This window comes from Streptomyces sp. NPDC050988 (genome assembly GCF_044456225.1).
Classification (GTDB): Bacteria; Actinomycetota; Actinomycetes; order Streptomycetales; family Streptomycetaceae; genus Streptomyces.
Genome location: NZ_JBITFQ010000005.1, coordinates 78,145 through 104,123, shown reverse-complemented (window position 1 = coordinate 104,123; position 25,979 = coordinate 78,145). Strand labels below are relative to the sequence as shown.

The following is a 25,979-nucleotide window of genomic DNA, read 5'->3' as shown; positions in this document are numbered from 1 at the left end:
GCTCTTCGTACATGGCTCTCGTCCCGCTCGAGTGGTGTTCGTCCTGCGTCACCCGCTGGGTTGGGGCGTCCCGCGTGGAGCCTCCGTGGTGGCGCGCCCGGTCCCAGGGCCGGTGCGTCCTGCTCCGGGGCGTCCACTGCACGCCCTATTTGCCCGCATCATGGCGGATGACCGAGCCTGTCAATCGTGCGTGACAGGCTCGGTTCCGCTTGATGTCATCCGTGTTACGTCACACTTCCGCGTAGCTGAGCTGCGGCTTCGCCTCGGAAACGGTCACCGCCGGGGACTCGGCGGCCGCCGGGCGGCGAAGGTATACGGCCCAGGTGACCGCGAAGCAGACCGCGTAGAAGGCGAGGAAGGCGACGAAGGCCCCGGTGCCCGATCCCACGCTCAGGAACGACTGGCGGAAGGCGAGGTTGATGCCGAGACCGCCGACCGCGCCCACGGCCCCGATGAGCCCCATCGAGGCACCGGACAGCCGCCGCCCGTAGGACGCGGCTTCCTCCCCTTCCAGCCCCATGGCGACGGCCTTGGCCTGGAAGATGCCGGGGATCATCTTGAACGTGGAGCCGTTGCCGAGCCCGGTCAGCACGAACAGCACGATGAACGCCGTGGTGAACAGGGGCAGGGACTCCTCCATGGAGGCGACCACGATCACGGCGGTCGCCGCGCCCATGGCGACGAAGTTCCACAGGGTGATCTTCGCGCCGCCGTACTTGTCGGCGAGCCAGCCGCCCACGGGCCGGATCAGCGAGCCGAGCAGCGGGCCGATGAAGGTGACGTAGGCCGACTCCAGAGGCGTACGCCCGAACTGTGTCTGAAGCACGAGCCCGAAGGCGAAGCTGTACCCGATGAACGACCCGAACGTCCCGATGTAGAGGAAGGACATGATCCAGGTGTGCGGGTCCTTCACGGCCTCCTTGGCGGCACCGGTGTCGTTCTTCACGGACGTGATGTTGTCCATGTACATCGCGCCGAGAACAGCGGCGATGACGATCAGCGGAATGTAGATACCGAGCAGCACGCGCGGGCCGCCGCTGGCCCCGATGACGGCGAGCGCGACGAGCTGCACGACGGGCACGCCGATGTTGCCGCCCCCGGCGTTCAGCCCAAGAGCCCACCCCTTCTTCCGCAGCGGGAAGAAGGAGTTGATGTTGGTCATGGAGGAGGCGAAGTTCCCGCCTCCCACGCCGGCGAGCATGGCGCAGACGAGGAAGGTCCCGAAGGACGTCCCCGGCTCCATCACGATGAACGCCGCGATCGTCGGGACGAGCAGCATGCTCGCCGCGATGATGGTCCAGTTCCGGCCACCGAAGCGCGCGACCGCGAAGGTGTAGGGCACGCGGACGATGGCGCCGACCAGCGTGGCCATGGAGATGATGAAGAACTTGTCGGCCGGGGTGAGCCCGTACTCGGGCCCCATGAAGAGCACCATGACGGACCACAGGGTCCAGATCGAGAACCCGATGTGCTCGGAAAGAACCGAGAAGAACAGGTTGCGCCGGGCGACCTTCTCCCCCGTCTCCTTCCAGAACGTCTCGTCCTCCGGGTCCCACTGCTCGATCCAGCGGCCCCCCTTGCGCGGTGCGATGCTGCTGCTCGGGGCTGTCATCTCACGCCTCCACAATTTCTCCGGCTGGTCCACCCGAAGGTAGGGATGGCGCGTTTCCGGCCTGTGGCGACGAGTGACCGCCCGGGAACGTTGCTCTCACCCCGGGGCGGGGGGCGCGGTGAGGGTTTTTTCGGGGGGTGGGGGGTTTCTACTGGTGAGGGGGGTGCCAGGGGGGCGTGTCGGGGGGCACGTAGGGAGCGGCTTGGGTACCGCTGTACGAGCCGGGGGCCTGCTGGCCAGGGTACGGGGCGGGGGCTTGGGGAGCGGCGTAGGGGCCGGGAGCCTGAGGAGCGGTGTACGGGCCCGGAGCGTAGGGAGCCGCGGCGGGTGGGGGTGCGTATGGGCCTGCGGGGCCGGGCTGAGGAGCGTATGGACCTCCGACACCGGGCTGAGGTGCGTACGGACCTCCCGCGCCGGGCGTTCCGGGGCCGGCGAAGGGGTTGGCGTGCCCGGGCAGCTGCGCGCCCTGCGGCAGGTAGCGAACCCGCCCGGTCTCGTCCGTCACCGGCGTGAACCCGGCGGCCCGCAACCGCGCCGCGAACTTCGCGTTGCGCTTGCGTGTGACGGCGAATCCGATGCCGAGGGCCCCGAGGACCAGCACACACACGACCGCGGACCCGGCGAAGGCGACGCCGTCACCACCGGCCCGGAACGCCAGGACCACACATCCGACGGTGACACCGAGGGCCCCGTAGAGCATCCGCTTCTCGGCGCTCTTCCCGGTCAGGTCGAAGTTGATCCGCGCCTTGAGCAGCTCCAGGGCGTCGGGCACGAAGGGCGGCAGGGGTCCACCACTGGCGGCCTGCGGAAACTGGGCCCAGTTCTGAGCGGCCCGCTGCCGGGCGTAGGGACCCGGATCGGGCACGATGAGCATCTTCAGCGCACCGTTGTGCCCACCCCCTTGCCGCACGTCCGCGTACTCGTACCCGAACTGCTGCGCAACGAAGGCAAGCCGCGCCAACTTCTTCACGGACGCCATGGCACTGGTCACCTCGACGGCTTCACCACTCGCCATGAGCTGGAACATCTTCTGCACTTGGCGGTTGCTCATGGGGGTGTACTCCGTTGCCGGCGGGTGATCATCATTCTGGACAGCCTATCCACGGCGACTCGGGGCCCTGGGTCGGAGCTCCGGCCCTCCACGACCACACCACGGGACTCCACGGAAGACACACAGGACAAGGCCGGTGGCCAGGCTCCCGTTGTCCCCCAAGTTCACTCAAGTTCACTCAAGTTCACTACGCCGAGCAGACGAGCAGCCCTCGCACGGCTACCAACTGCGACATCCCCGCCCTCCGACCTCGAACCACAGCAGCTTTCCGGCGCCGCGCCCGAGCAGATCACCACCGAGCGGCCGGCCGCCCCACGAACTCGCGCACTGCTGCACGAGGAACAGCCCGCGCCCTCCTTCCGCACCCGCCGGGGCGGGCGGGACCCGTTCGCCGGGAGGCTCGTCGAACGGCGCCGGAATGTGCGGACTGCTGTCCCACACCCCCACCCGCAACCGCCCGTCCCCCACCGCGGTCAGCCGCAGAGAGGCAGGCCCCTTCGTGTGCTGGTACGCATTGGTGACCAACTCGGACGTCAACAGCTCGACGGTGTCGAGGACTTCAGCCATTCCATGCCCTTTCAGCGCGGCCCGCACGGTCATACGTGCGACGCGTGCGGCCCGGGGGTCATGAGGCAGGCGAAGGGCGTACGTCCAGGTATCGGGCGGGGCTACGGTGACCATGAACGCCTCCGAGAGGAAGGGAAGGGGACGGACACTTGAGCTCGCTCAACGTCGGCGCCTTGCGGTGGCAATGCCTGGGTGGGTGCGCTTCCGGCTTGGGGGCGCGGGCAGTTGGCGGTACGGTCTCAAGCTAACGCGACTTGGGAGATACATCTCCCAAATCTGCGATATCCATCATCGATTACCTCGTGTGGGGTACCCGAGCGCCGCGACGCGGCCTGAAGGAGGCGCCTTGCCACCCACCAGTACCCCGACTCTGCGCCAGCGGCGAATGGGCGCCGAACTCCGCAAACTCCGTGATCGGGCCGGGTTGACCGTTACCGGCGCTGCCACGCTGCTCGGCGTCAACCAGGGACGCATCAGCATGATCGAGACCGGCCGCAGCCCTCTCAGCGCCGACCGCGTCCGCGCCTTGGCCCGCTCGTACGATTGCGCGGACGAAGGGCTCGTCGACGCCATCGCCACCATGACTGGCCGGCGGCCCCGCGGCTGGTGGGAGGAGTACCGCGACATGCTCCCCTCCGACTTGCTGGACCTGGCCGAACTGGAGCACCACGCCACCGCGCTCCGGGTGGCTGTCACGATCCACATGCCCGGTCTGCTGCAGACCGCAGAGCATGCCCGCGCGGTCATGCGCGAAGCGGTTCCATCGATGCGGTTGTACGAGATCGAGCACCGCGTCTCGCACCGCGTGAAGCGCCAAGCCGTCCTCTTCGAGGGAACCGCGACCCCGTACACGGCCATCGTCCACGAGGCGGCGCTGCGGATGGGCTTCGGCGGCCCTGAGATCAGCCGGGCGCAACTCAGCTATCTGCTGGAGATGAGCGAGCAGCCCACTATCACCATCCTGGTGATCCCTTTCGGGGAAGCGGGATTCCCTGCATCTGGCCAGCCCCTCACCTGCGCCATCGGCCCCGTGCCAGGGCTCGACACCGTCGTCCTGGACACCGACCACGGCTGCGAATTCCTCGACGCGGAGGCGCAGTTGGAGCGCTACCGCTCCGTACTCGACCGCATGGAATCGCGAGCCCTGCCTGAGTCAAAGTCCCGAGACCTCATCCAGCGCATCGCACAAGACCTCTGAGGAGCCCCCGTGCCCGAACTCACCTGGCAGAAATCGTCGTACAGCGCCGAAGCGGCCAACTGTGTGTACGTGGCGGCCACTTCCGCGGAAACGGTCCATCTCCGCGAAAGCGACGAACCCGACGTCATTCTGACAACAGACCTCAACCAGCTCCGGGGGCTCATACGCAGTCTGAAGACGCTCCCAGAGACTCCTCGCGCCTGATCAAGCAGCGCTCGACGCCACTCGACTTCGCTGAGGCGCCTACCCACAGCGAGGCCGAGACCCTCATGACCAAACCACCGCTCCATGGGGGCGCGGTCTTCCGTTTCCATCCGCCCAGACACTTACGCGGACGCCATCGGCGCCCGGCGGTGGCAAGCGCGCGGCGGTCGTGCCGGCGATCGCTTCGGCGGCAGCGGAGCAAACCTCGATGGCTTCCCAGGTGGTGTTCGTCATGCCGCGCCGACGACATGGCAGTTGGCGCGGTCCGCGCAGCGGCCACCTGTCGGCATGCATTTACTTCCCCCTGGCCTCCTCCGCCGGGAGACGGCCCTTGTATCGGACGATTCGGAAGGGGCGCCTCCCACCCGGTTCCGAGGCAACAGCTCGGCCACGCGGATCTCCCGCGCACCACACCTGGCCAAGCCGGACGTCGACGTAGCGCTTGAACGGCGTGGCCGTCACCACCAGGCCGTTGATCCGCAGAACGGCCTGCGCTCTGACTTCCCGGCCCTGCGCCTGCTCCTGGAAGCCTCTGAGAGGCCATTCATGCGAACTGACCTGCACGACTTCACACTCCACGAGTCGCCATGAGTGAGTGCTGAGCGTGTTGTATGCCTTGCGGGCGGAGACGGCGGCCCAGATGTTCAGCGGGAGAAGGACCGGTACGCCGGTGCACAGGACCATGCCCCACAGCGGTACGAGGCCCTTGTCCCCGGAAAGCGGGGGGATCAGGACGAGCGACGGCCACACCACCAAGATGAGCGTCGTCTGCCAAAGCAAGCGCCTACGCATCGCACGGCGAGTGGGCGGGTACTCGATGGCGGGCTGCGAGGCCCGGGGCAGTGGTGGTGATATCACGGTCGTCGGCGCTCTTCCTGCTCGGATGCGGGCGAGAGCGGATCGTCGAAGCTGACCAGGGTCGCGATGTGGCGGAGAATCCCCCGGTAGTACTCGCGGTGGGCCACGGCCGTTGTGCTGAGGGTGAGCAGCGCCAGGTCCGCACCGTCCGGGTGCGGAAGGTGAGCATGGTGCTGAAGCAGTGGCTCCTGCGGCAGACCCGATTCGCCGGATGCGGTACGCACCGTCTCGCTGAACGTGGCCGGGCCGCAGGGGAGCTCGGCGTACTCGATATGCGTGTGGCCCTCGGCCGACGCCACTGCCCGAGCGGCCGTGACTCCACGCGGCGCCCGAGCCGTGCCCACCCAGGTGATGGTGAACAGGGACAGCAGCACTCCTCCATCGCCGTCGCCCGTGTCATCGCGGTGCAGGCCCAGGGAGCAGTGGACGGTGCCTTCTGAACGCAGGGTGTGAAACATCCGCTGCACGGTGGCCAGTTGGGCGATGAATCGCTGGCGGGTCACCTCGTCCGGAGCGGATGCAAGGAAGGGTGCCAGTGCCTCGCGAGACCTCTCCGCTTCACGGGAGTCGGGCGGCGCGAAAAGCGTTTCGAGGGGAAGATCCGTGAACCCTGGCGGGGTGGCGAACCAGATGCCCTCTCCCGGTGCGTTGACGCTGGGGTCGAGAAGAAAGTGAGGTGGGGGTGTTGTCGTCATGACTCATGTCTGCTCGTCGCTATGCGTGAGGCTGCGGAGCGTTGTTGAGGTACCGGGCCCCGGCACGTTGGGCGCGCTCGATATCAGCGACATCGGCGCCCCAGGTCTGGGGCGCACAACGGCTGTCGAAGACGGGACGTTGGTAGAGGACATGGAGGCGCTTCGGCGCCTTGCCTCCTCGGCCCGGTGCGGCGATCACGCCGAGGAAGCGAGGGTCGCCGGCAAACCAGAGAGGCTCGATCTGCGCCCTTCGCCCGGGCTTGGTGCGGGGACCATCCATTCGCTTCAGCCACCAGTACGACCGCTGATGCTTGATGAACACCAACGGGATCTTCTCATCCGCGTCCGCCGGATCACGAAACTCGAACCAGATCCCATCATCCCGAGCTTCGGGATACTTGCCCAGGCCGCTGGGTACGCCTTCGAGAACCTGCCAGGGATATTCGCGCAGGATGCTGCGCATGCGGAGGGCCCAGGGGAAGTAGGTGAGTTGATTGAAGAACCGGTAGAACCCGTAAATGAAACAGGGCATGAAAATCCACACAACCCAGTTCGGCGTGTACGTCGAGATGCCAAGCAGCGCGACCCAACTCCCGGACCAGCCGAGGAGACCAACGACGTTCATCGCCATGTGTCTCATCCAAGCCTTGCGAGATGGCTGATGATCCCAGGCCCTGGGGTGGTTGGTAAGGTGCATGCGAAGTGCCTTCTCCGGTTCAGATTTGTTCACGCTGCCAGCTCGGCGCTCATTGGAAAACTCGACGGACCAAGTCAACGGTTTCGGCAGCATCGATCGGCCCCAGAAAGATCCCATCCACCGTGGTACCGACGTTCGCCGCCGTATCACTCTGTAGCGTGTCGACCACGCTCGCTGACAGACCGTAGGTCGCCGTGGCCAGACCAGCCCAAGGCGCAGCCGTCTCCGCAGCCCTCACCCCCGTGGTCAGCCGAGGCGCTTTAGTTACCACCCATTCCGTCAATGGATTCCTCAAGTCAGTGAGCGCTTTGGCAGTCTCCATGGTTTTACTCCCGGCAGCGGCGGCCCTCTGACCAACGGTGAGCACCTCGCCCGCCGCTCCGACTCCGCGGAAAGCGGCTGGCGCCCCCTTCAATACTGCTCCCACGCCCGGAAGCATCCCCAGCCCATCGGCTGCCAGTCCGATCCCGTTGCTCCAGAAGTCCGCGTCGAGCTCCCCCTTGCTCACGCCGTCCCACAAGGAGGCACGTACTTCCGGGTTGGACAACCGTGCCGCAAACGCTCCCGCGCTCAACGTCGCCGCCATCAGCAGCAAAACCGCAGCCGCAGTCCCACCCGAGAGTACGAACAGCGCAATGATGCCGAGCACGGCCGCCGTCCAGCTGAGGATGTCCGGCAGGTTCTCGGCGATCCAGTCAACAGCGCTGTCGAAGAACCCTGGCTCATGCGGCGCAAGCTTCTTCGTCGCATCGCGGATCTTGCCCGCCCGGTACGCGGCTTGGTTCTCATGCTCCTCGGCGAGTTTTCGAGCCCGGCCAAGAATCTTCTCAAGGTCGGCTTCCGCCTCGTCGACTGCCGTGTTCGCCTGAGTCAGGGCCTTCTCCGCGTCCTCGTGCGCGGCACCCTTCTTCTTGTTCAGCGCCGGGTCGTCGCTCGCGGTGGTCGCCTTGCCCTTGGCGGTGTCGACCACGGCGCGCGCGTCCTTCGCCTCCTCGTCCAGACGCTTGGCACGGCGCTGGAAATCGTCGAGCTCGCCTTCCCAGAGGCTCAGTTGCTTGGCGGCCTTGCCGATGGAACGCGCGGCGTTCTTCAGGTTCAGCGGCAGCGGGCCACCGTCGAGCTGCTCCCGGAAGGCGACGGCCGCATCGCCCTTCCAGTAGCTGCCGTCCATCAGCTTGGCGACCAGGTCACGCGTGTCTGTGAGGACCTTCGCGCAGTCGGCGAGCTTCTTGTGCAGGCCGTTCACCGTGTCGGTGCTGCCCGGCACCGGGTTGAACCCCAGATTCGGGTAATCGGGATTCGTGATCCTCGGGGAGGACTTCAGCCCTTGCGGAAGGGGGGCGTTCTTGGCGGCCTCAGAGTGAGGAAAGGGCGACGGCTCGATGCCGGGGGTGACTGTCACTTCCTACCGCCGCCCCCGCCATTGCCGGCCTTCTTCAACGCCTCTTCGAGCGCCTTGTCGACCTCGCGGTAACTGTCCCGGCTCTGCTCGATGATCCCGGCAAGGTCCTCGGTCTGCTTGCCGATCTCCTCCGAGCCGTACTTCCAGTCCTCCTGGAAGTCCTCGCACGCGGAGTCCAGGTCGTCGGTGCCCAGGCCCGTGATGGTCGCTTCGGACAACGCCTTGCGGACGCCCTTGAGCGAGTCCGTCGACTTGTTCAGCATCTTCATGAAGCGCCCGAGCTCATCGCCGTCGACCGCCAACCGCTCCGCCATGCCCCGCTACCTCTCCCCGTTCGCCCACGCATCCTGAGAGCGGAATCACGCTATCCGTTCTTCACGGCGCTCGGCCAACCGCTCCTCGGGAGAGCGGTTGGCCAACGGGATGAATCAGCCACCTCGGTCAGCGGTTGACGGCCTGGATCTCCTGGACGATCACGTCCTGGTCCGCCCCGAACTCGCCGTCGGGCAGAGGCTGGTCACCGTTCACGCCGGTGCCGGTCCAGTGGATCTTCCAGGTGACCGTCGCCTGGAGTTTGTACGAGTTGTCGCCCGAGGAGCGGAGGTACTTCACACCGCACGGTGGGGTCTCGTCCGCCTTGCCCTTCGCGAAGGCCTCGCCGATCTGGTCGCCGTTGAGTTCGCAGACGCCGGAAGCGGGGTACGTCGTCGCATCAGCCGTGCCCGGTTCGATCTTCAGGGAGATCGGTTCGGCTGTGGTCGTCGCCTGGACGCCCAGAAGCGGGACGGATGCCGTCACCGAGACCGGCTTGAAATCCGCAGCGTCCAGCCATGCCCACGTCGGCAGGTTCACCTTCGTGGTGCCTTCCGGGGCGAGTTCGACCTTCGTCGAGGGCACGCGGATCTCGGCATAGGCGAGCTGGGCCAGCATTTCCGGGGTGATCGCCTCCGGGATCTCGGGAGGCGGCGGGTCTCCCGTGTCCACCCAGAAGTAGTCCCTGGTGCAGTCGAGCGCGCCGGGATCGCCTTCCCTGCCCTCCGTGACATAGGAGGCCCAGAAATAGCCCTCGCCGGCCTTGTCCTTGTTGAAGTCCTTGTACGGGGCACCGCCCTCGAACTTCTTACGCTGCTCCGCGTCCCACTCGTATCCCGTCGAGCCCGCCTCCCAGATCGGCTCCAGGTACTTCTTCAGCTGGTCCGGTGACTACTTGGGGGCGTAATAGCAGGCAGGCGGAGTCCAGTTGGACGCCGTGGAGGTTACCGGACCAGCCGACTGACCGGAGCCGTTCTTGGAGCGGTCGAAGACAACGGCTCCAGCAGTGGACGTGAGCTTGTCGCCATTGACGTCCGCCGAAACGTCCGTGTCAGTCTCCCGGCTGCCGTCGGGCGTGATTTTGGCCCAGGCGTTCGGGGTCCCAAGAGTCGTCAACAGCAGCGTAAGGACGAAGCCGCCGAGCACCTTTCGCTTCACTTCAGGCATTGCTTCGCTCCCGCCGTCGACACGATGCGCGTGGTCTGCCACACACCGTCGCTGTTCTTCTCCAGCCGCGTGTTGTAGAGGATGAAGTCCTCGTTGGATGGTGTGGTGACCTTCGCCTTGCCCGTCTTGAGGTCCTTGGCATACCCCTTGCTTTCATCAGCGCAGAAAAGGGCCGCCGCGGCCTTGCTGCCGTCGAGCGTCACGGTCCGGCTGTAATACCGAACCTTGCCCATGATGCCGAGCTTGGCGTCCTTGAATTTTCCAACCCAGGTCACCGCAGCTTCCAGCGCCCGGCCGGTGTTGTAGAAGCTCAGCGCCTCGCTCTTGGGGTCGGTACCCGCAATGGCGGCGTTGACCGAGCGCATACGGTCAGCGCTGTCTGCAAGCACTGCGTCCTTGACCGCGTCACCCGTCTTGCCACCTTCGAAGGTCATCGTCAGATCCGAAGGCAGCTCGATCTTCGGCCGGCTGGCGGCAGCAGAAGCAGAAGCGCTCGGCGAAGCCGACTTCTCCGTGCCTGTGTCGGCGCCCACGATCTTGTCGTTGTCCTTGTCCTTGGAACTGTCGTCGCTGCCGCAGGCGGACAGCGACAGGGCCGCGGCGGCGGTCAGCGCGATCGCTGCGAGCAGTGTGGGGCGGCGGTTCACGGACGGCTCCCGGTGGGGCGAGGGGGACATGAGCCCGGCCACGCTACCGAGGGGGTAACAGACGACACCAGAGCGAATTACGCCGAGGGATCGCCCACATCGACATCAAACCGCCCATAGATTCAGGAAATTTCAGCCCGAAGCCTTCGAAGGGGCGCCCTCAGGAAAGCAACGCCATCACCGTGTTGGCCACTGCAAAGATTCCGTCCCAGCCACCGTGGCGTGCTCTGCACCCTCACCGCCCCGCAAGTGAGCGATGTCCCGGACGTGCCGAGAAGGAAGGGCAGGTTGTTCAACGCGGGCGTCGGCGACTGGCACGGGGAACGCGAACCGGCATGCCGGTCCTGCGTCGCCCCCGCGAGGCCGCAACGCCGCATCCGGCAGGTGCGGGAGGTGGGAAAACGGGTGAGTTCAGCGAGCATTCAGATAGGCGGCTGTTTTTGCGATGGATACGCTGTCCGCGACAGCCTGGATACTGGTTCCATTCGATGAGATGACGACCCGCACCATCTCATCTCTTGTCAGGGCGATGTCACCCACCGGCTCCACGGAGAATCCGCTGATTTCCACACTGCGCAAACCACCGAAGAGCAACTCGACTTGAACCGTATTGAACCCCTGCAATTGCCATTTACGAGGAGCCCGCACCGGATAGTCCGGCAGGTCGAACCGCACTCGAAGTGCAGGACCTTCCCTGTTCAGTCCCACTTCATGAATGTGAACTCCCTCAAGCCGCGGAGGCGATCCCTGGAAGATGGAATCAATTCCCTCGGGGTTCTCCAATAGGGCTGTCCAGGACATGCCACCTCACCCAACCTAGTACTCGTAGTGCTGCGCGGTTCCAGGAACCTTACCTGTCCGCGGGTTCTCACTCGGCCGTACGTTGTAATGCCGCCCCTGGTTTCCAACACCGCCCTCTCTGAAATCATGGCCGGCAGAATGGTCCTGGACGATCACTTGGCTTCCGTCTTCCCGCGTGTAGACATATTCGCGAGTCATCACCGGTTTACCACTGTCGTCCATGATCTGGCGCCCTGTGCGGTCTGTCATCGGGACTCGGCGCAACTCGTCCGGCTGCTGCGTCACTGGGATCCCCAAGTCACGCTTTGCCATCCTGAATGCCGCGTTTCGGCTCGGCGCCGTCTTGTGTGACGGCATGTCCGTACATGCCGTGGGCGCGAGTCCAAGAGGATCCGTCCACCTGTGAGGGTTGTCCACATAGGTGAGTGGATTCGGGGCTGGTTCGAGGCCCAGCGGATCGGAGGTGCAATATCGGGCGGTCTCGGGGTCGTAGTAACGGAAGTAGTTGTAGTGGAGGCCCGTTTCGGCGTCGTGGTACTGGCCGGGGAACCGAAGAGGTGTGTACGTCGTGCTGCTCGACGCCCACGCCGTAGTGCCCCAGAGGGTGGTTCGGGCACGCCAGGCGATGGTGCCGGACTCGTCGATGAGTTCGGTGGGTGTGCCGATGAGGTCGGTGACGATGGCGAAGAAGCGCGAGTCCACGTCGTCCTGAGTGGCGTCGGCGGCAGTCATCCGTTCGGTCTGGGAGATCGGGTGCAACCCGTCGTAGTCCCACGTCACGATCACCGGATCAGGCAGAGCCGGAGCCGCCGTCGTCTGCTCGCAGAGAGTGCTGCCGTCCCACGTGAAGTCGACCCGCTCGACGACTGTCTCGGCATCGGCTCCGAGGCGTTGCTTGCCGATGCGACGCCCCAGAGGGTCGTAGTGGTAGCGCCAGCGGGTGCCGTCGGGAGTCACCACTGCGGTGAGTTGGTCCTCGGCGTCCCACTCGTAGTGCCAGGTGTCCGGCTTGCGGGACAGGCGGGTCTTCTGTCGCAGCGTGATGCGGCCGAGTGTGTCGTGCTCGTACCTTGTATTGCCTGCTTGCTCGATGCGGGTACCGCGGTAGCGACGGGGTCCGACGGATGCCGCGTCCTGGCCCCGGTGCACTGCAGGCCAGGACGCGGCGGATTGGTTGCCCGCCTCGTCGTAGGCGTACCGCTCACTCCAGTTGTGGGCCTCGACGGCCGTCACGCGGCCTGCGGCATCCACGTCGTAGCGGCGCGTGCCGTTGAGCTTGTCGTCGAGGCGTACGAGGTTGCCGTCCTGACCGTAGCCGTAGGACCGGCGCTGGATCTCCGGGGCAACGGCAGTGGAGATGGAGTGGGTGGTGATGCGGCCCAGCTCGTCGAAGGCGCTGGTCATGGTGGCGAACTCACCTGTCCGACGGGTGAGTTCGCGTCCCGATGCATCATGGGTGAAGGCGATGGTCCTGCCCGACGCGGTCATTCGTGTCTGGTTGTCCGCCGCGTCGAATTCCCATGTGCTGACCGCGCCCGAAGGGGTCGTACGGCGAATGCGGCGACCCAACTCGTCGTATACGTAGGTCATGTTCCGGCCGTTGACGGTCTCGGCGACCAGTCGGCCCGCCGGGTTGTACCGCCGTATGAGGGTGGCGTCCGGTCCGTTCACCTCCGACAGCTGATCCGCCGCACCGTAGGCGTAGGTGGTGATCCGCCCGTCGGCGTCCTTGCGCACCACCCGTCCCAGTGCGTCGCGCTCGTAGCGCACCGTCTGTCCGAGCGCGTTGGTACGGGACACATAGCGCCCTGCCGCATCGCATGTGTAGGCGATCGTGCGGTCGTCGAAGTCGGTCTCGGATATCAGGTTGCCGGCAGCGTCGTAGATATAACTCCAGCTCATTCCCTGAGGGTTTACGACCCCCGTGAGACGCAGGGATGAGTCGTAGCCGAACTCGTGACGGGACCCGTCCGGGTCGGTACGCGCCGACAGCAGGTCGAAGTGGGTGTACTCGAAGCGGGAGACCCGGCCCGCTCGGTCGGTGTGGCTCGTACAGTTGCCTTCGCCGTCATACGTCCAGGACTCGACGGATCCGTCCGGCGTGATGCGTCGAGAGGGTAGCCCCTCAATGGTCCAGGAGAACCGGGTGGCGTGCCCGAGCGGATCGACACGGGTGACGGGCCGGCCGAAGGCGTCACGTTCCCACGCGGTGACCGCGCCCAGAGGGTTGATGTTTTCCAGGGGCAGACCTGCCGGGTCGCATCGCACTGTGGTCGTGTGACCGAGTGCGTCGTTGATCGCGGCGAGGTGGCCGTGTTCGGTGTACGTGTAGCGGGTGGTGGCTCGGGACGGGTCCGTGACGGCCGTGCAGTTGCCGGCTTCGTCGTACTGCTGCGACCAGCGGGAACCGTCCGGCAGTTCCATGGATACGGGCAGATTCAGATCGTTGAAGGTATGGCGGATGACGGCACCGTCGGGATAGACCACCTCGGTGACCTGGCCGAGGGCGTTGTTCACCAGACGGATGGTGTGGCCGAGTTCGTCTGTCGTGGAGACGAGGTGGTGGTGGGCGTCATAGGTGGTGCGGACCACGCCGCCCAACGGGTCGATCTCGGCCACGACCTGGCAGTTGTCGTTGATCACGAAGCGGGACGTCGCTCCTTCGGACGTGGTGACCGTGGTGACACAGTGCCCCGGCCAGGCCTCATCAGTACCGTCGTAGGCAAAAGCGTTGGCGACGTGCCCGGCCTCGCCCTCCTGGGTGAGGCAGCGGTCCTGGTCGTCGTAGGAGTACGCGTAGTTACTGTTGTTGGTGTCGGCCCAGGTCGTGATGCGCAAGCGCTCGTCGTAGGTGAACCGCATCGGGCGACCGGAGGAGTTGGTGATCGAGGTGAGGTTGCCGCCCGTGTAGCCGTACTGCTTGATCGCGATCTCCGAGCCGTCCCTTGCGGCGTCGGCCAGGCTGAGGGCAGTGACCCGGCCCTCCTCCACGGTCAGAGCGAGGTGGTAGCCGCCGGAGTGCCGGATCGCGTGAGGGGCGCCGTCGGCGTCGTAGTCGAAGTCGATCGTGTTGCCGTTGCGGTCGGATATCCGTTCCAACAGTGCCAGTTGTCCGTCGGAGGGCGCGAAGTGGTGGCTGCGCCTGGCGATCGGGTCGTCGATTCGGTAGCCGCCGCTGTCCACACGAATCAGCGGCCAGCGGGGACCTGCTTCAGGAAGCACAGGGGCGTTGGTCGTCTCTGGGTGTGGGTAGGCCAGCAGCATGCCGTCCTCAGTGACGAAGACGATGCCGTCGTCGTCCACTTCGAGGCGCTGGTCGACGGTGGAGGACCAAGTGGGGCCGAACCACCAACCGGTGCGGTAGCCGGAGGCGGCTCGTCGAGTGAACGTGACGGGGAGGACGCCGGGCAGGGTAACGTCCGTCTCTGCCAGGAACATCTGGCCAGTGGCCGCGTCGACCGGGTCTCCGCAGCCCTTGATCTTGCTCTTGAGGCGGTTGTACGCGCCTTTAGCCCCGTCGGCGAGGGCTCCGCGGGCCGACTTGCCGAGGCCGCGGACACCGGTCGCCATGCCCTTCATCCCGGCCTTGAGCCCCTTCAAACCCTTGAGTCCCTTGGCCAGACCGCCGATGGTGGTCAGGCCCTTCATGCCCGGGATGCAGTCCAGCGCGGCAAAAGCCACATCCAACAGGGATGCCTGGCCCTTCATGTATTTGTTGAGGGTGTCGGCCAGGACGACGAGCGCCGCGATGAGAACGATCGCGCCCAGGATCGGCCCGCCGATGATCAGAGCGATGACCCCGAGGACGGCGACAACGACCTTACAGACGGCGACGATGGTGTCCCAGTTGTCGGAGAACCAGTCCCCGACCTCCTCGTACCACTTGCGGTTCTGAATACCCGCGTCGGAGGCCTCGTCGAGTTTCCGCTTCGCATCCCCGGCGGCGTCCTCGCGCATCTTCCGCGCGTCGGCCGCCATCTTCTTCGCGGCATCCAGGGCGTTCTGCGCGGTGGTGACGTCGGACTGGGCGGAGGTGTGGGCGTCCTTGGCGCTCTGGGCGTCGCGGGTGGCGGCACGGACTTTCGCTTCGTCCGGCTTGGGGACGTCCTTGCCCGCAGACCCGGGGTCGTCCTTGTACTTGTCGGCTTCCTTGTTGGCGCGGGTCACCCATAAATCGGCGGAGGAGAGACGGGACTTGGCGGAGGAGAGATCGGCCTGCGCCTCCCGGCCCTGGGCGAGGGCCTTGTCGGCAAGTGCCTGCGCACGTTCCAACTGCGGCCAGTACGCCGCCAGCGCATCCCCCGCCAGGTCGTACGACTTCTTCAGCTTCTTCAGGTTCTTCGGGACGCCGGAGAACTCGTCCCGGAACACATCGGCGGTCTTGCCCACCATCGACAGGACGGCATCCTCATCCGCCATCCCCTTCACCAGACGCAGGGCGTCCTGCACATCGTCGGCAAAGTCGTGCAGGCTCTTCGCCAACGACTTGACCCGGTCCGGATCACCCGGCGTCGGATCCTTCTCCAGGTCCAGCACATGCCAGTCCGTCGGCCGATAACCCGCCACGCCGCAACCCCCGTCACGCCAACACCGTCAACCACACATACGCACAAGCGAAGTTACCGCACCGCCGGCACGAGGCTGGCAGCTGCGGGCTCACCGGCGCGGGCTCCGTCTCACGTTGCGAAACGGAGCCCGGGAACCGTGAATTCTCGCCATGGATCGGTCAGCGGTTGACGGCCTGGATCTCCTGGACAATCACGTCCTGGTCGGCCCCGAACTCGCCGTCGGGCAAAAGCTGGTCACCGTTCACGCCGGTGCCGGTCCAGTGGATCTTCCAGGTGACCGTGGCCTGGAGCTTGTAGGAGCCGTCACCCGAGGAGCGCAGGTACTTCACGCCGCACGGCGGGGTCTCGTCCGCCTTGCCCTTCGCGAAGGCCTCGCCGATCTGGTCGCCGTTGAGTTCGCACACGCCGGAGGCGGGGTAGGTCTCCGCGTCCGCGGTGCCCGGCTCGATCTTGAGAGACACCGGTTCGGCGGTCGTCGTCGCCTGGATACCGATCGCGGGTACGGACGCGGTGACCGAGACCGGCTTGAAGTCGGCACCGTCCAGCCAGGCCCAGGTCGGCAGGTTCACCTTGGTCGTGCCTTCGGGGGCCAGCGTCACCTCGGTGCCGGGTACGCGGATCTCGGCGTACGCGAGCTGGGCGAGTATCTCCGGGGTGACGGCGTTCTCGATCTCGGGGGGCGGGGCGTCGCCCTGGTCCACCCAGAAGGGCGGCTCCTCGCACTTGTCCCAGCCCGGCGGATAGCTCTCGTCGACGTACGAGTCCCAGAAGTAACCCTTGCCGGTCTTGTCCTTGTTGAAGTCCTTGTACGGATCACCGTTGACGTATCGGTTGCGCTGTTCGCTGTCCCACCCACTGCCGGTCGATCCGGCTTCCCAAATCGGCTCCATCTGAGCCTGAAGCTGGGCGGGGGTGTACTTCGGGGCGTACCAGCAGGCGGGCGGCGTCCAGTTCGTGGCGGGGCGCACGGCTCCGACGGAACCACCGCTGCCGTTCTTGGATCGGTCGTAGATGATGCCGCCGGCGGCGGAGGAGATGGTGTCGCCGTTGACGTCGCCCGATGGGCCTGTCTCTTTTCCGGAGCCACCACCGATTCCACCTTTACCGGGAGGATTCTGGGTGGCAACAGCCGAGGGAACGGTGGCCAAACAGGCTGCTCCGGCCACAATCGCGATCGCGGCAAGACGAAGAAGTCGGGTCACGGCTGGCACCTGTCAGCCCCCTGCGTGGACGAGATCTTCACGAGTTCCCAGACCCCCTGCTTGTTCTTCTGGAGTTGCACTCCGTAGGCGGTGTAGCTGTCCTTGGTGACCTTGGTTCCCTTGAGCTCCTTGGTCTTGATCACCTTGCTGAAGCCCTTGCTCTCGTCACCGCAGTAGCTGAGCGAAGCGCTGTTCTTGGAGTTGACCGTGACCTGTCGGTCGAAGTAGCGCACGGTTCCGGTGACCGTCCAACCTGCGTCCTTGAATGCCCCCACCCAGTCCTGGGCCGCCACCGCACCTTCGCCCTCCGTGTAGTACTCCAGGGCGGGCAGTCGTGGGTTCTGGGCGACGATCGCGGCGTTGAGTGCACGGATGAACTCCGCGTTGTCCTTCAGAACCGCTGTCTGAACAGCGTCACTGGTCTGTTCCGGCGTGAAGGTGAGGGTGATGTCCGACGGCAACTCAACCTTCGGGCGGCCGGCCACAGCTGGCGCACTCGCGCTAGGCGAAGCCGACTTCTCCGTGCCTGTGTCGGCGCCCGCGATCTTGTCGTTGTCCTTGTCCTTGGAACTGTCGTCGCTGCCGCAGGCGGACAGCGACAGGGCCGCGGCGGCGGTCAGCGCGATCGCTGCGAGCAGTGTGGGGCGGCGGTTCACGGACGGCTCCCGGTGGGGCGAGGGGGACATGAGCCCGGCCACGCTACCGAGGGGGTAACAGACGACACCAGAGCGAATTGCATCAACCGCGTCACGAACTGGGCGTCAAAGTTCGCATTTCGACGCAAAGAGCGACCGAATGAGCAGCGAGACGACTACGCCAAGTGGCGGGCCAAGTCACCGACTTGGCCCGCGCAAACACCTCGGAGCGACACCTCCACGTCGAAGTCCCGACGTCGAAGTCCCGCGTCTTCTACCGCGCTCCAGCCCTATGTCCCCGCGAGCCGGCGACCGGCTTCTTCTTCGAGCCCGTCGGCCACAGCTGGGGGCGACGTTTCGCCGCCACGTCCTCCGCCCAGCCGAAGGAGAGGACGCAGGCTCCGATGAGGACCCAGGTGAGGGCGAGGACTGGCCAGGGGCTTTCCAGGAGCCAGGGGACGTTCTGCCACAGCACGTCGAAGTTCCACAGGCGGTCCCACTGCGTCGCGGCGATGAGGATGCAGGTGTTGTGCCAGAGATAGATCGTCACGGCACGGGAGTTGAGGAGGGTGATCGGCTTGTCCCAGCGGCGCAGTCGGCGTGGCCATTCGGACCAGGACGGGCTGAAGTGCAGCAGGAGCATCACGGTGCCGCAGGACCAGAGGGCCTGGGCCAGCGGGATGCTGTCCAGGTCGTGTCCCTCGGTGAAGTTGTTGTTCGTGGCGTACCAGAGGCCCAGCAGGGCGATGGCCGGGGCGACGGAAGGGACCACGTAGCGCGGGAGGCGCTGCAGGATTCCCTCCTGGTGCGCCATGCCGAGGATCCAGCACGCTCCGAACGTGCTGAAGTCCGTCAGGGCGGACGGAATTCGCTCACCGGGGAGCGACAGCCACTCGAGCTGGAACGCCGCCGACAGCGCGATCGGCGCCGCGATCGTCGCCACCGGCAGCGCGCGCAGAGCGCGGAGCAGGAACGGCGACAGCAGTACGTACCAGAGGTACGCGCGCACGTACCAGAGCGGGCCCGCCAGGTCCGAGGCCCAGTTGTCGCCGATGAAGCCGTGGATTCCGGGCAGCCCCTCGGCGTACGGCGGATCGCTGATCGGGAGGATCCAGAAGGTGAGGTGGAGGAGCCACCAGCCCGGGTGGCCGTCCTCGTCCGGGCCCCAGCCCTGGAGGACCATGCCGGTGACGCCGATCGCGCCGAGCAGCCAGATCGGGGGGATGAGGCGGCGGATACGGCTGCGGATCACCTGCGGGGCCGGGCGCTTCAGCGAGCGGGCCATCAGGTTGCCGGCCAGCGCGAACATCACGCCCATGGACGGGAACACCAGCGGCAGCCAGGCCCAGCCCGTGAGGTGGTAGAGCACCACCCGGAAAAGGGCGAGCGCCCGGAGCAGGTCGAAGTAACGGTCCCGGACGGGGCCCGACCGCTTCACCGACGCCGAGGCGGAGTCCGAAGCGGAGTCCGGAGCAGCGCCCAACACGGAGTTCGACGCCGAGCCCGGTTCCGGCCCCCAGCCCGGTTCCGACCCCGAGGCCGTTTCCGAGCCCGAGCCCGGCCCCAGCCCCGAACCCGGTCCCGAACCCCATCCCGGCTTCGTCGCCGTCGGACCGCCGTCCGGGTAACCCGGTGCCGCCGCGGGGCCGGGGAACGTCCCGTCGTACGAGTCCTGCATCGAGGTGTCCTGTCCGGCCCATGTGCCTGTGCCGGTACCGATTCCGGTACCTGTGCCCGTACCGATTCCGGTACCTGTGCCTGCTCCTGCGTCTGTACCCGGCCACGGAGTGCCGGAGGCCGGCTCCGGCCAAGGAGTCCCGGAAGGCGGCGTGCTCATCCGACCGGCCTCCGGTCCATCTCCGGTTGCTGCGCGGCGCCGCCGCCCGGGCCCGCGGCGCCGGGAAGGCCGACCGCGCCCGTGCGCCGGAGCTTCTGCCAGCGCAGTCGGCCGCCGGTGAGGGCGGTGATCCAGGACTGGAGCAGCACGACGTACATGAGCTGGCGGTACAGGATCTGTTGGAGCGGGAGGGAGAGGAGGTGGGTCATGCGTTCCTTGTCCAGGCGGAACGCGTACGCCGCGCAGATCGCCTGGACCGCCAGGACGCCGAACCAGGCGAGGATCGTCTGCTCGGTGGGGCCGAAGATGAGTCCGTAGAGGAGGAACACGTCGATCAGCGGGGCCAGGAGCGGGGCCAGGATCATGAAGAGGGAGACGAGGGGCATGCCCACGCGGCCGAAGCGGCCCGACGGGCCCCGTTCGATGATCGCCCTGCGGTGCTTCCAGATCGCCTGCATCGTGCCGTACGACCAGCGGTAGCGCTGGGACCACAGCTGCTGGACGGACTCCGGGGCCTCGGTCCACGCGCGGGCGTTCTCCGCGTACACGACCCGCCAGCCGTCGCGGTGCATCGCGATGGTGATGTCGGTGTCCTCGGCGAGCGTGTCGTCGCTCATGCCGCCGACGCGCTTGAGGGCGGAGCGCCGGAAGGCACCGACCGCGCCCGGGATGGTCGGCATGCAGTTGAGCATGTCGTACATACGGCGGTCGAGGTTGAAGCCCATCACGTACTCGATGTGCTGCCAGGCGCCGATCAGCGAGTCGCGGTTGCCGACCTTCGCGTTGCCCGCGACGGCGCCGACGCTCGGGTCGCCGAAGGGCTGGACCAGCTCGCGGACTGTGGCCGGTTCGAAGACGGTGTCGCCGTCCATCATCACGATGAGGTCGTAACGGGCGTTCGCCACACCCCTGTTGAGGGCGGCGGGCTTGCCCGCGTTGAGCTGGCGCACGACGCGTACGTTCGGCAGGCGCAGGTTCTCGACGATGCGCGCGGTGCCGTCGCTCGACCCGTCGTCGATCACGATCACCTCGATGGGGTGATCGCTCGCCACGAGCGAGTGGACCGTCTGCTCGATGCACTTCGCCTCGTTGTAGGAGGGCACCAGGACGGAGACCGGTTCGGTGATCGGCCGGCCCCAACTGAAGCCGCGGCGGCGGACCTTGCGGGCGTGCAGGACGGAGAGCAGCAGCATCAGCCCGAAGCGGGCGAGGACGAGGGCGCCGATGATGGCGAGGCCGACGACCAGGACGGAGGTCGTGTTCTCGGAGGCCTGGACCGCCACGACCCACGCCTTGCCCTTCCACAGGTCGAGGCCCGTGACCTGGGTGTGCGCGCTGGGCACCTTCAGGGCCGCGGTGAGCGTGTCGAAGCGGTAGCCGTCGTCCTGGAGTCCGGTGATGAACCGGTCGAGCGCTGCCACGGTCTGCGAGCGGTCGCCGCCGGAGTCGTGCATCAGCACGACGGCGCCCTTGCCGCCCTTGGGCGTGGCGTTGCTGATGATCTTCTCGACGCCCGGCCTGCGCCAGTCCTCGCTGTCGGTGTTGTTGACGATCGTGATGTAGCCGCGGCTGCCGATGTACTCGGTCACCGGCCACGACTTGTTGTCCATCTGGCCCGCGAACGACGAGTACGGCGGCCGGAAGAGAGAGGTCCGAATGCCGGCCGCGCCCGCCAGCGCGAGCTGGTTCTGGGACAGCTCCCAGTCGATCCGGCTCTTGGACTGGAGCGAGAGGTCGGGGTGGTTGAAGGTGTGCAGACCGATCTCGTGGCCCTCGTCGACCATGCGCTGGACGAGGTCCGGGTAGCGCGAGGCCATGGTGCCGGTGATGAAGAAGACGGCGTGCGCGTCGTGCCTCTTGAGCACGTCGAGCACCTTGGGCGTCCACTCGGGGTCCGGGCCGTCGTCGAACGTCAGGACCAGCTTGCGGTCCGGGACGTGCACACTGTCCTCGCGGCCGTTGCGGGTGTCGATCACCGGGCCGCCCTCCAGGATCTCCTTGGGGACCCGGTCGGAGGCGGCCGGCGACTGGACGCGGTGGTCGGCGAGGATCTCGCTGTGGACGAAGCCGCGCAGCATCAGCATCGCCATCAGGGCGACGAGGACGAGCGAGGGCAGTAGATAACGCATGGGCAGGCGTCGACGCCGGACGGCGCCCCGCTCTGCACCGCGGCGGCTGGTGCGGGGTGCCATCAGAGGGTGTTCTCCGGGGACTGTGCGGTTGGGGCGGCGCTCGGGTCCGGCGACACGACGGGACCGGGCGTGAGCGGGTCACCGGCGACCGTATCGGTGTCGGCCGGCGGGTCAGAGGGGTCGCTGCTGACGCTGACGCTCGGCTCGGGATCGGGTGAGACCGGAGGCGTGTTCGACGGCGCGGTGTTCGTCGGCTTCGGCGTGGTGGGCTTCGTGTTGGTCGCCGACGGCTTCGGGTCGGTGCTCTTCCCCGTGCCCGTGGGGCTGGCGGACGGGCCCGTCGAGGTGCCGGCGCCCGGCGCGTTGCTCACCGTGCCGCCGGCCGACGGCGTCACGCCGGGCGAGGGGACCACCGAGCCGGACGGGTCCGCGGAGTCGGCGGGCAGCGGCGGGATCTCCACCTTTCCGGCCGGCTTGTCCTCCTGCTCCTGGCCCAGTTCGGGGAGCCAGGGCGCGCTGGAGTTGCCCGACAGGAGCGTGGCGAGGATGACCACCGCGTAGACCGCGCAGGCCATGCCGACGGCCATGCCGATCCTGCGGTATCTGCGGCTGCGGCGGCCCGTCTCGTCGACGAAGACCGGGCCGTCCGAGGCCTCCTTGGTGCTGGGGGCACCCTTGGCCTGCTGGACGAGCCAGTCCTCCAGCTGCCGTCCCACACCGTCGAGCTGGACCGTGACCTCGTGCGGGTCATGGGTGTGCTCGGGGTGTTCGGACTCCTGCCAGGAGCCCTGGGCGGCGTCGGAGTCGGCGTCGTCCCAGGCGGCGCCGGCGGATCCCGCTGACCCGATGGATCCGGCCGACCCTGTGGATCCGGCCGACCCTGTGGATATGACGGTCTCGGTGGACACGGCGGGCTCGGTGGACACTACGGGCCCGACCGGCCCGGCGGACCCTCCGGACCTGCCGGGCTGCGACAGGCTCACGCCCGAGTCACCGTCTCTCTGTTCCCCGCGCTCACCGCGTGCACCGTGTTCACCGCGCTCGCCGTACTTCCGGTACTCGCCGTCGCTCCACGGGCCGTCACCACGCAGGCCGTCACCACGCAGGCCGTCACCGCGCCGGTCGTCGCTCAGCACGTCGTTGTTCCGCCCGTCGTCGTTCGGCTCGTCGTCGTTGTCGTTCGGCTCGTTGTCGTTCGGCTCGTAGTCGTTCGGCTCGTCGTCTCTCTGCCGCGGCACCGACGGCGCCGCGGCACGGCGGAACCACACGTCGGTCCCACGCTCATCGGCGTCACGCCGGTCGGCGTCACGCCGGTCGGTGTCAGGCCGGTCGGTGTCACGCCCCTGGATGTCACGCCCGTCGATGTCGCGCCGGCCGGAATCCCACCGCCCGGAATCACCACGGCCGGAATCACCACGGTCGAAGTCCCCACGGCCGGAGGCTCTGCCGCCGGAGGCTCTGCCGTCGAACCCATCGCCACCGGAGTCGCCGCGAAACGACTGATCCGTCTCCCGAGGGGCCGCCTGACCGGCCTCACCACGGAACGACTGACCGTCCTTACGACGGGCCGACCGATCGGCTCCACGCTCACCCGGACGATCGGAATCGCTCCGACCCGGTTGGGCGTCTTCCCGCCAACTTTCCACGCGCACGCACATCCCCCCACGGGACTGGTTCCAGGGGTGCCGTGTACGACCCGGGCACTCGTACTCGTCGTCCGGACCGGACCCCCATCCGGCCCGAGCGCCCCCTTTATCACACTGCACCCGGCCCATGAATGTAGCGCACGTAAGCAACAGTGAGGGTTCTGTGTCAGGCCCGGCTCATCATGATGAGTGCATCTGTGGCCGGAATCCAACCCTCCGGAGGGACCTCCAGCCACCCTTCCGCCCCCGCAAGCCGCGCCGCCGCAGTGCGCAACGCCTTCACTCCACGATGCATCAGTCCCTTCCGCCACACCAGCGACACTGGTGACAGCGGTACGGGGTCGACGAGGGGCCGGAGGACGGATTTGGGCATGGCCGGAAAATCCATCACGGCCAGGACGGGGTTTCGTTTCTTGGCCATGATCCTCTGGAACTCCTCGGTGCCGACGGCGAGCGGTGCCGGTGCCGCGACCTCGATCCCGCGTCCCTCGAAGAGCTGATGGGCGAGGTCCGTCCACTCCAGCGTCCGGGGATTCCCGGCTCCGGCGTACACCTGTTCGCCCGCCAGCGCGTCGAGCGGTATTGCATCCAATCCAGCCAACCGGTGGTCCTCCGGCAGCACGACCGCCATGGGCTCGTACCTCACGGGCTGCTGTTCCAGACCGGCGCGGACCGCCGGGTCCAGGCCCGCGAACCGGCCGAAGGACGCGTCGAGCCGCCCGGCGAGCAGTTCGGCGGCGGCGCCGGTGAGGCCGCTCTCGAAGCGGGTCATCAGCTCGCAGTCCGGAGCGAGTTCACGGGCCAGGGCCAGCACGCGCCCGGAGACCAGCCCGGGGCTGTTCACGTCCACGAGCAGAGGCCGCTCGGCGTCCGGCCGCCCGAAGGCGGAGAGCAGCTCGTCCTGCGCCTCCAGCGCCCGCCGCGCGTAGGGCAGCAGCCGCTCGCCGTCGAGGGTGAGCGTCACCTGCCGGGTGGTGCGTACGAAGAGGGTGGCGCCCAACTCCCGCTCCAGCCGCCGGATGTCACGGCTGAGGGCCTGCTGGGCGACGTACAGCCGGGCGGCCGCGCGCGTGAAGTGCAGGTCCTCGGCGACGGCAAGGAAGGCGCGCAGCAGGCGGGGGTCGAGATGGGCGGGCATCCGGCGAACCTACAACGCGGGTGCGTCAATCGGTACGGAGTAAGTGTTGGACCCCCGCCGACGGCCCGGGCGAACGTTGATCCATGCCGCGACCACCCAGACCATCCCTTCAGCAGCTTCAGCAGCCCCCTCGGCCGTATCCCCGGCCCCTCCCCGACGCACGTACGACCGTCCCCGCCGTCACCGCCGACAGCCTGGTGGTGGCCGATTTCGGACCACGGCGGCGGACCGGCGGCCCCGGCCCCGCCCCTGGCCGGAAACAGCCTCGGCACGACCGCGCCCCACAGGGAGGCAGCCCGTACCGCCGCCTCTTCACCATCCCCGGCACCCGGGCCTTCACCCTGGGGAATCTGATCGCGCGGCTCCCCATGGGCATGTTCAGCGTGAGCGCGGTGATCATGATCGCGGGGACAAGGGGCTCGTACGCGCTCGCCGGTGCCGTCACCGCGACCGGCCTGGCGGCGACCGCGGTCGTGGCGCCCTGGACGGCGCGGCTGGTCGACCGGCACGGGCAGGCGCGGATCGCCGTGCCCGCGACGGCGGTCGCCGCGCTCGGCTCGCTCGCGCTGGTGCTCTGCGTCCGGTACGGGGCGCCCGACTGGACGCTGTTCGCCGCGTACGCCGCCACGGCGACCACGCCCAACACCGGCGGTATGTCCCGGGCGCGCTGGGCGTATCTGCTGAAGGGCGATCCGGTACGCCTCCACACCGCGAACTCCTTCGAGCAGGCCGCCGACGAGCTGTGCTTCATGCTCGGGCCGGTGCTGGCCGCGTTCCTGTGCGGGGCCCTGTTCCCGGAGGCCGGCACCCTCGTCGGGGTCGTCCTGCTGCTGACCGGCGTGCTGACCTTCGCCGCCCAGCGCTCGACGGAACCGCCCGCCCGGGGCCGTACGGCCACAGCCACCCGGTCACCGGCCCTGGCGCCCGGGATGCCGCCGCTGCTGGTCGGGTTCCTCGCCACCGGTGCGGTGTTCGGCTCGATGGAGGTGGTGACGATCGCGTTCGCCGACGCGCAGGGGCACCGGGCTGCGGCCGGGATGGTCCTCGGGCTCCAGGCGGCCGGATCATGCGCCGCAGGGCTCCTCTACGGGGCTCTGAAGCCGGCGGGTCCGGCCGAGCGGCGACACCCGTGGAGCCTCGCCGCGATGGCCCTGCTGATGTGGCTGCCGCTCCTTGCCGCCTCGCTCACGGGTTCCCTCGTGGTGCTCGCCGAGGCGCTGCTCGTGGCCGGGATGGCGACCGCCCCCGCGATGGTCACGGGCATGACCCTGGTCCAGCACCGGACACCCGAGGGCCGGTTGAACGAGGGGATGACCCTGGCGGTGACCGGGCTGCTGGGCGGGATCGCCTGTGGGGCCGCGGCCGGCGGATGGGTCGTGGAGCACGTGTCGGCGACCGCGGCCTACGGGGTGCCGGTCGCAGCGGCGGCGGCCGCCCTCCTGATCTCCGTCACGACGACGACGGGCCGCCGAGCCCCGGCCCCAGCCCCAGCCCCAGCCGCGTCCTCAGCGCCAACCCCATCCCCAACCCACTCCCAGGCCTCGGACCCGACCCAGCCCCAGGCCCGGCGCTGAGGACACCCCACCCGCCCCCGTTCGACCCACCGAACG

The 25,979-nt window shown here is 67.6% G+C and carries 19 protein-coding genes and 1 pseudogene; 3 read left to right on the top strand and 17 right to left on the bottom strand.

Going from position 1 to position 25,979, the window contains the following annotated elements; genetic code table 11:
- Positions 1-229: 229 nt before the first annotated feature.
- The 3 genes from ACIBEI_RS14220 to ACIBEI_RS14210 all read right to left on the bottom strand — a co-directional run bounded on the left by ACIBEI_RS14220 (position 230) and on the right by ACIBEI_RS14210 (position 3,344).
- Complete coding sequence (locus ACIBEI_RS14220; protein ID WP_398888476.1) at positions 230-1,612, bottom strand: nitrate/nitrite transporter; 1,383 nt, start codon at positions 1,610-1,612, stop codon at positions 230-232.
- 148 nt (positions 1,613-1,760) lie between these two features.
- Entirely contained in the window at positions 1,761-2,663 is a 903-nt protein-coding gene (locus ACIBEI_RS14215) for a hypothetical protein (RefSeq protein WP_398888474.1), read from the bottom strand.
- 219 nt (positions 2,664-2,882) lie between these two features.
- On the bottom strand, positions 2,883-3,344 hold the full coding sequence (locus ACIBEI_RS14210) for an ATP-binding protein (RefSeq protein WP_398888472.1): 462 nt from the start codon (positions 3,342-3,344) through the stop codon (positions 2,883-2,885).
- Between the two features lie 232 nt (positions 3,345-3,576).
- On the opposite strand from ACIBEI_RS14210, the gene ACIBEI_RS14205 reads away from it, so the two are divergent.
- Positions 3,577-4,428 carry a helix-turn-helix domain-containing protein gene (locus tag ACIBEI_RS14205; protein ID WP_398888470.1) on the top strand — a complete coding sequence of 284 codons (852 nt, stop codon included), beginning with the start codon at positions 3,577-3,579 and terminating at the stop codon, positions 4,426-4,428.
- A 9-nt stretch (positions 4,429-4,437) separates the two neighbouring features.
- Complete coding sequence (locus tag ACIBEI_RS14200) at positions 4,438-4,632, top strand: DUF397 domain-containing protein (protein WP_398888468.1); 195 nt, start codon at positions 4,438-4,440, stop codon at positions 4,630-4,632.
- A gap of 854 nt (positions 4,633-5,486) precedes the next feature.
- Here ACIBEI_RS14200 and ACIBEI_RS14195 read toward each other — a convergent pair.
- The 14 genes and pseudogenes from ACIBEI_RS14195 to ACIBEI_RS14130 all read right to left on the bottom strand — a co-directional run bounded on the left by ACIBEI_RS14195 (position 5,487) and on the right by ACIBEI_RS14130 (position 24,369).
- Positions 5,487-6,185: a hypothetical protein gene (locus tag ACIBEI_RS14195; RefSeq protein ID WP_398888466.1), complete on the bottom strand. Its 699-nt coding sequence runs from the start codon at positions 6,183-6,185 to the stop codon at positions 5,487-5,489.
- Between the two features lie 19 nt (positions 6,186-6,204).
- Positions 6,205-6,816: a hypothetical protein gene (locus ACIBEI_RS14190; RefSeq protein WP_398888464.1), complete on the bottom strand. Its 612-nt coding sequence runs from the start codon at positions 6,814-6,816 to the stop codon at positions 6,205-6,207.
- Positions 6,817-6,931: 115 nt separating this feature from the next.
- The gene (locus ACIBEI_RS14185; protein ID WP_398888462.1) at positions 6,932-8,284 is read right to left on the bottom strand and encodes a hypothetical protein; all 1,353 of its coding nucleotides are present in this window, start codon (positions 8,282-8,284) and stop codon (positions 6,932-6,934) included.
- On the bottom strand, positions 8,281-8,598 hold the full coding sequence (locus ACIBEI_RS14180) for a hypothetical protein (RefSeq protein WP_398888460.1): 318 nt from the start codon (positions 8,596-8,598) through the stop codon (positions 8,281-8,283). Before ACIBEI_RS14180 ends, ACIBEI_RS14185 begins: the two co-directional genes overlap by 4 nt.
- A gap of 127 nt (positions 8,599-8,725) precedes the next feature.
- A pseudogene (locus tag ACIBEI_RS14175) lies at positions 8,726-9,763 on the bottom strand (hypothetical protein).
- On the bottom strand, positions 9,751-10,440 hold the full coding sequence (locus tag ACIBEI_RS14170) for a hypothetical protein (protein WP_398888991.1): 690 nt from the start codon (positions 10,438-10,440) through the stop codon (positions 9,751-9,753). The pseudogene ACIBEI_RS14175 and the gene ACIBEI_RS14170 overlap by 13 nt, the downstream one beginning before the upstream one ends.
- A gap of 381 nt (positions 10,441-10,821) precedes the next feature.
- A complete protein-coding gene (locus tag ACIBEI_RS14165; protein WP_398888458.1) occupies positions 10,822-11,211 on the bottom strand; it encodes an Imm50 family immunity protein in 390 nt (129 codons plus the stop codon).
- A gap of 15 nt (positions 11,212-11,226) precedes the next feature.
- A complete protein-coding gene (locus ACIBEI_RS14160) occupies positions 11,227-15,777 on the bottom strand; it encodes an HNH/endonuclease VII fold putative polymorphic toxin (protein ID WP_398888456.1) in 4,551 nt (1,516 codons plus the stop codon).
- 160 nt (positions 15,778-15,937) lie between these two features.
- On the bottom strand, positions 15,938-16,990 hold the full coding sequence (locus ACIBEI_RS14155) for a hypothetical protein (RefSeq protein WP_398888454.1): 1,053 nt from the start codon (positions 16,988-16,990) through the stop codon (positions 15,938-15,940).
- Positions 16,978-17,667 (bottom strand): hypothetical protein, encoded by a 690-nt coding sequence (locus tag ACIBEI_RS14150; RefSeq protein ID WP_398888452.1) that lies wholly within the window; start codon positions 17,665-17,667, stop codon positions 16,978-16,980. Before ACIBEI_RS14150 ends, ACIBEI_RS14155 begins: the two co-directional genes overlap by 13 nt.
- 223 nt (positions 17,668-17,890) lie before the next feature.
- Positions 17,891-19,294, bottom strand: coding sequence for an acyltransferase (locus ACIBEI_RS14145; protein ID WP_398888450.1), 1,404 nt, complete (start codon positions 19,292-19,294; stop codon positions 17,891-17,893).
- A gap of 155 nt (positions 19,295-19,449) precedes the next feature.
- On the bottom strand, positions 19,450-21,645 hold the full coding sequence (locus ACIBEI_RS14140) for a glycosyltransferase (RefSeq protein ID WP_398888448.1): 2,196 nt from the start codon (positions 21,643-21,645) through the stop codon (positions 19,450-19,452).
- On the bottom strand, positions 21,645-22,823 hold the full coding sequence (locus ACIBEI_RS14135; RefSeq protein ID WP_398888446.1) for a hypothetical protein: 1,179 nt from the start codon (positions 22,821-22,823) through the stop codon (positions 21,645-21,647). Before ACIBEI_RS14135 ends, ACIBEI_RS14140 begins: the two co-directional genes overlap by 1 nt.
- A 574-nt stretch (positions 22,824-23,397) precedes the next feature.
- Complete coding sequence (locus ACIBEI_RS14130; protein WP_398888444.1) at positions 23,398-24,369, bottom strand: LysR family transcriptional regulator; 972 nt, start codon at positions 24,367-24,369, stop codon at positions 23,398-23,400.
- Positions 24,370-24,452: 83 nt separating this feature from the next.
- On the opposite strand from ACIBEI_RS14130, the gene ACIBEI_RS14125 reads away from it, so the two are divergent.
- Positions 24,453-25,943 (top strand): MFS transporter, encoded by a 1,491-nt coding sequence (locus ACIBEI_RS14125; protein WP_398888442.1) that lies wholly within the window; start codon positions 24,453-24,455, stop codon positions 25,941-25,943.
- Positions 25,944-25,979: the final 36 nt, after the last annotated feature.

Coding starts and splice junctions, on each gene's coding strand:
- ACIBEI_RS14125 (WP_398888442.1), top strand. CDS start 24,453: ATGCCGCGACCACCCAGACCATCCCTTCAGCAGCTTCAGCAGCCCCCT.
- ACIBEI_RS14145 (WP_398888450.1), bottom strand. CDS start 19,294: ATGCAGGACTCGTACGACGGGACGTTCCCCGGCCCCGCGGCGGCACCG.
- ACIBEI_RS14220 (WP_398888476.1), bottom strand. CDS start 1,612: ATGACAGCCCCGAGCAGCAGCATCGCACCGCGCAAGGGGGGCCGCTGG.
- ACIBEI_RS14195 (WP_398888466.1), bottom strand. CDS start 6,185: ATGACGACAACACCCCCACCTCACTTTCTTCTCGACCCCAGCGTCAAC.
- ACIBEI_RS14190 (WP_398888464.1), bottom strand. CDS start 6,816: ATGGCGATGAACGTCGTTGGTCTCCTCGGCTGGTCCGGGAGTTGGGTC.
- ACIBEI_RS14180 (WP_398888460.1), bottom strand. CDS start 8,598: ATGGCGGAGCGGTTGGCGGTCGACGGCGATGAGCTCGGGCGCTTCATG.
- ACIBEI_RS14140 (WP_398888448.1), bottom strand. CDS start 21,645: ATGGCACCCCGCACCAGCCGCCGCGGTGCAGAGCGGGGCGCCGTCCGG.
- ACIBEI_RS14130 (WP_398888444.1), bottom strand. CDS start 24,369: ATGCCCGCCCATCTCGACCCCCGCCTGCTGCGCGCCTTCCTTGCCGTC.
- ACIBEI_RS14215 (WP_398888474.1), bottom strand. CDS start 2,663: ATGAGCAACCGCCAAGTGCAGAAGATGTTCCAGCTCATGGCGAGTGGT.
- ACIBEI_RS14170 (WP_398888991.1), bottom strand. CDS start 10,440: ATGTCCCCCTCGCCCCACCGGGAGCCGTCCGTGAACCGCCGCCCCACA.
- ACIBEI_RS14165 (WP_398888458.1), bottom strand. CDS start 11,211: ATGTCCTGGACAGCCCTATTGGAGAACCCCGAGGGAATTGATTCCATC.
- ACIBEI_RS14150 (WP_398888452.1), bottom strand. CDS start 17,667: ATGTCCCCCTCGCCCCACCGGGAGCCGTCCGTGAACCGCCGCCCCACA.
- ACIBEI_RS14210 (WP_398888472.1), bottom strand. CDS start 3,344: ATGGTCACCGTAGCCCCGCCCGATACCTGGACGTACGCCCTTCGCCTG.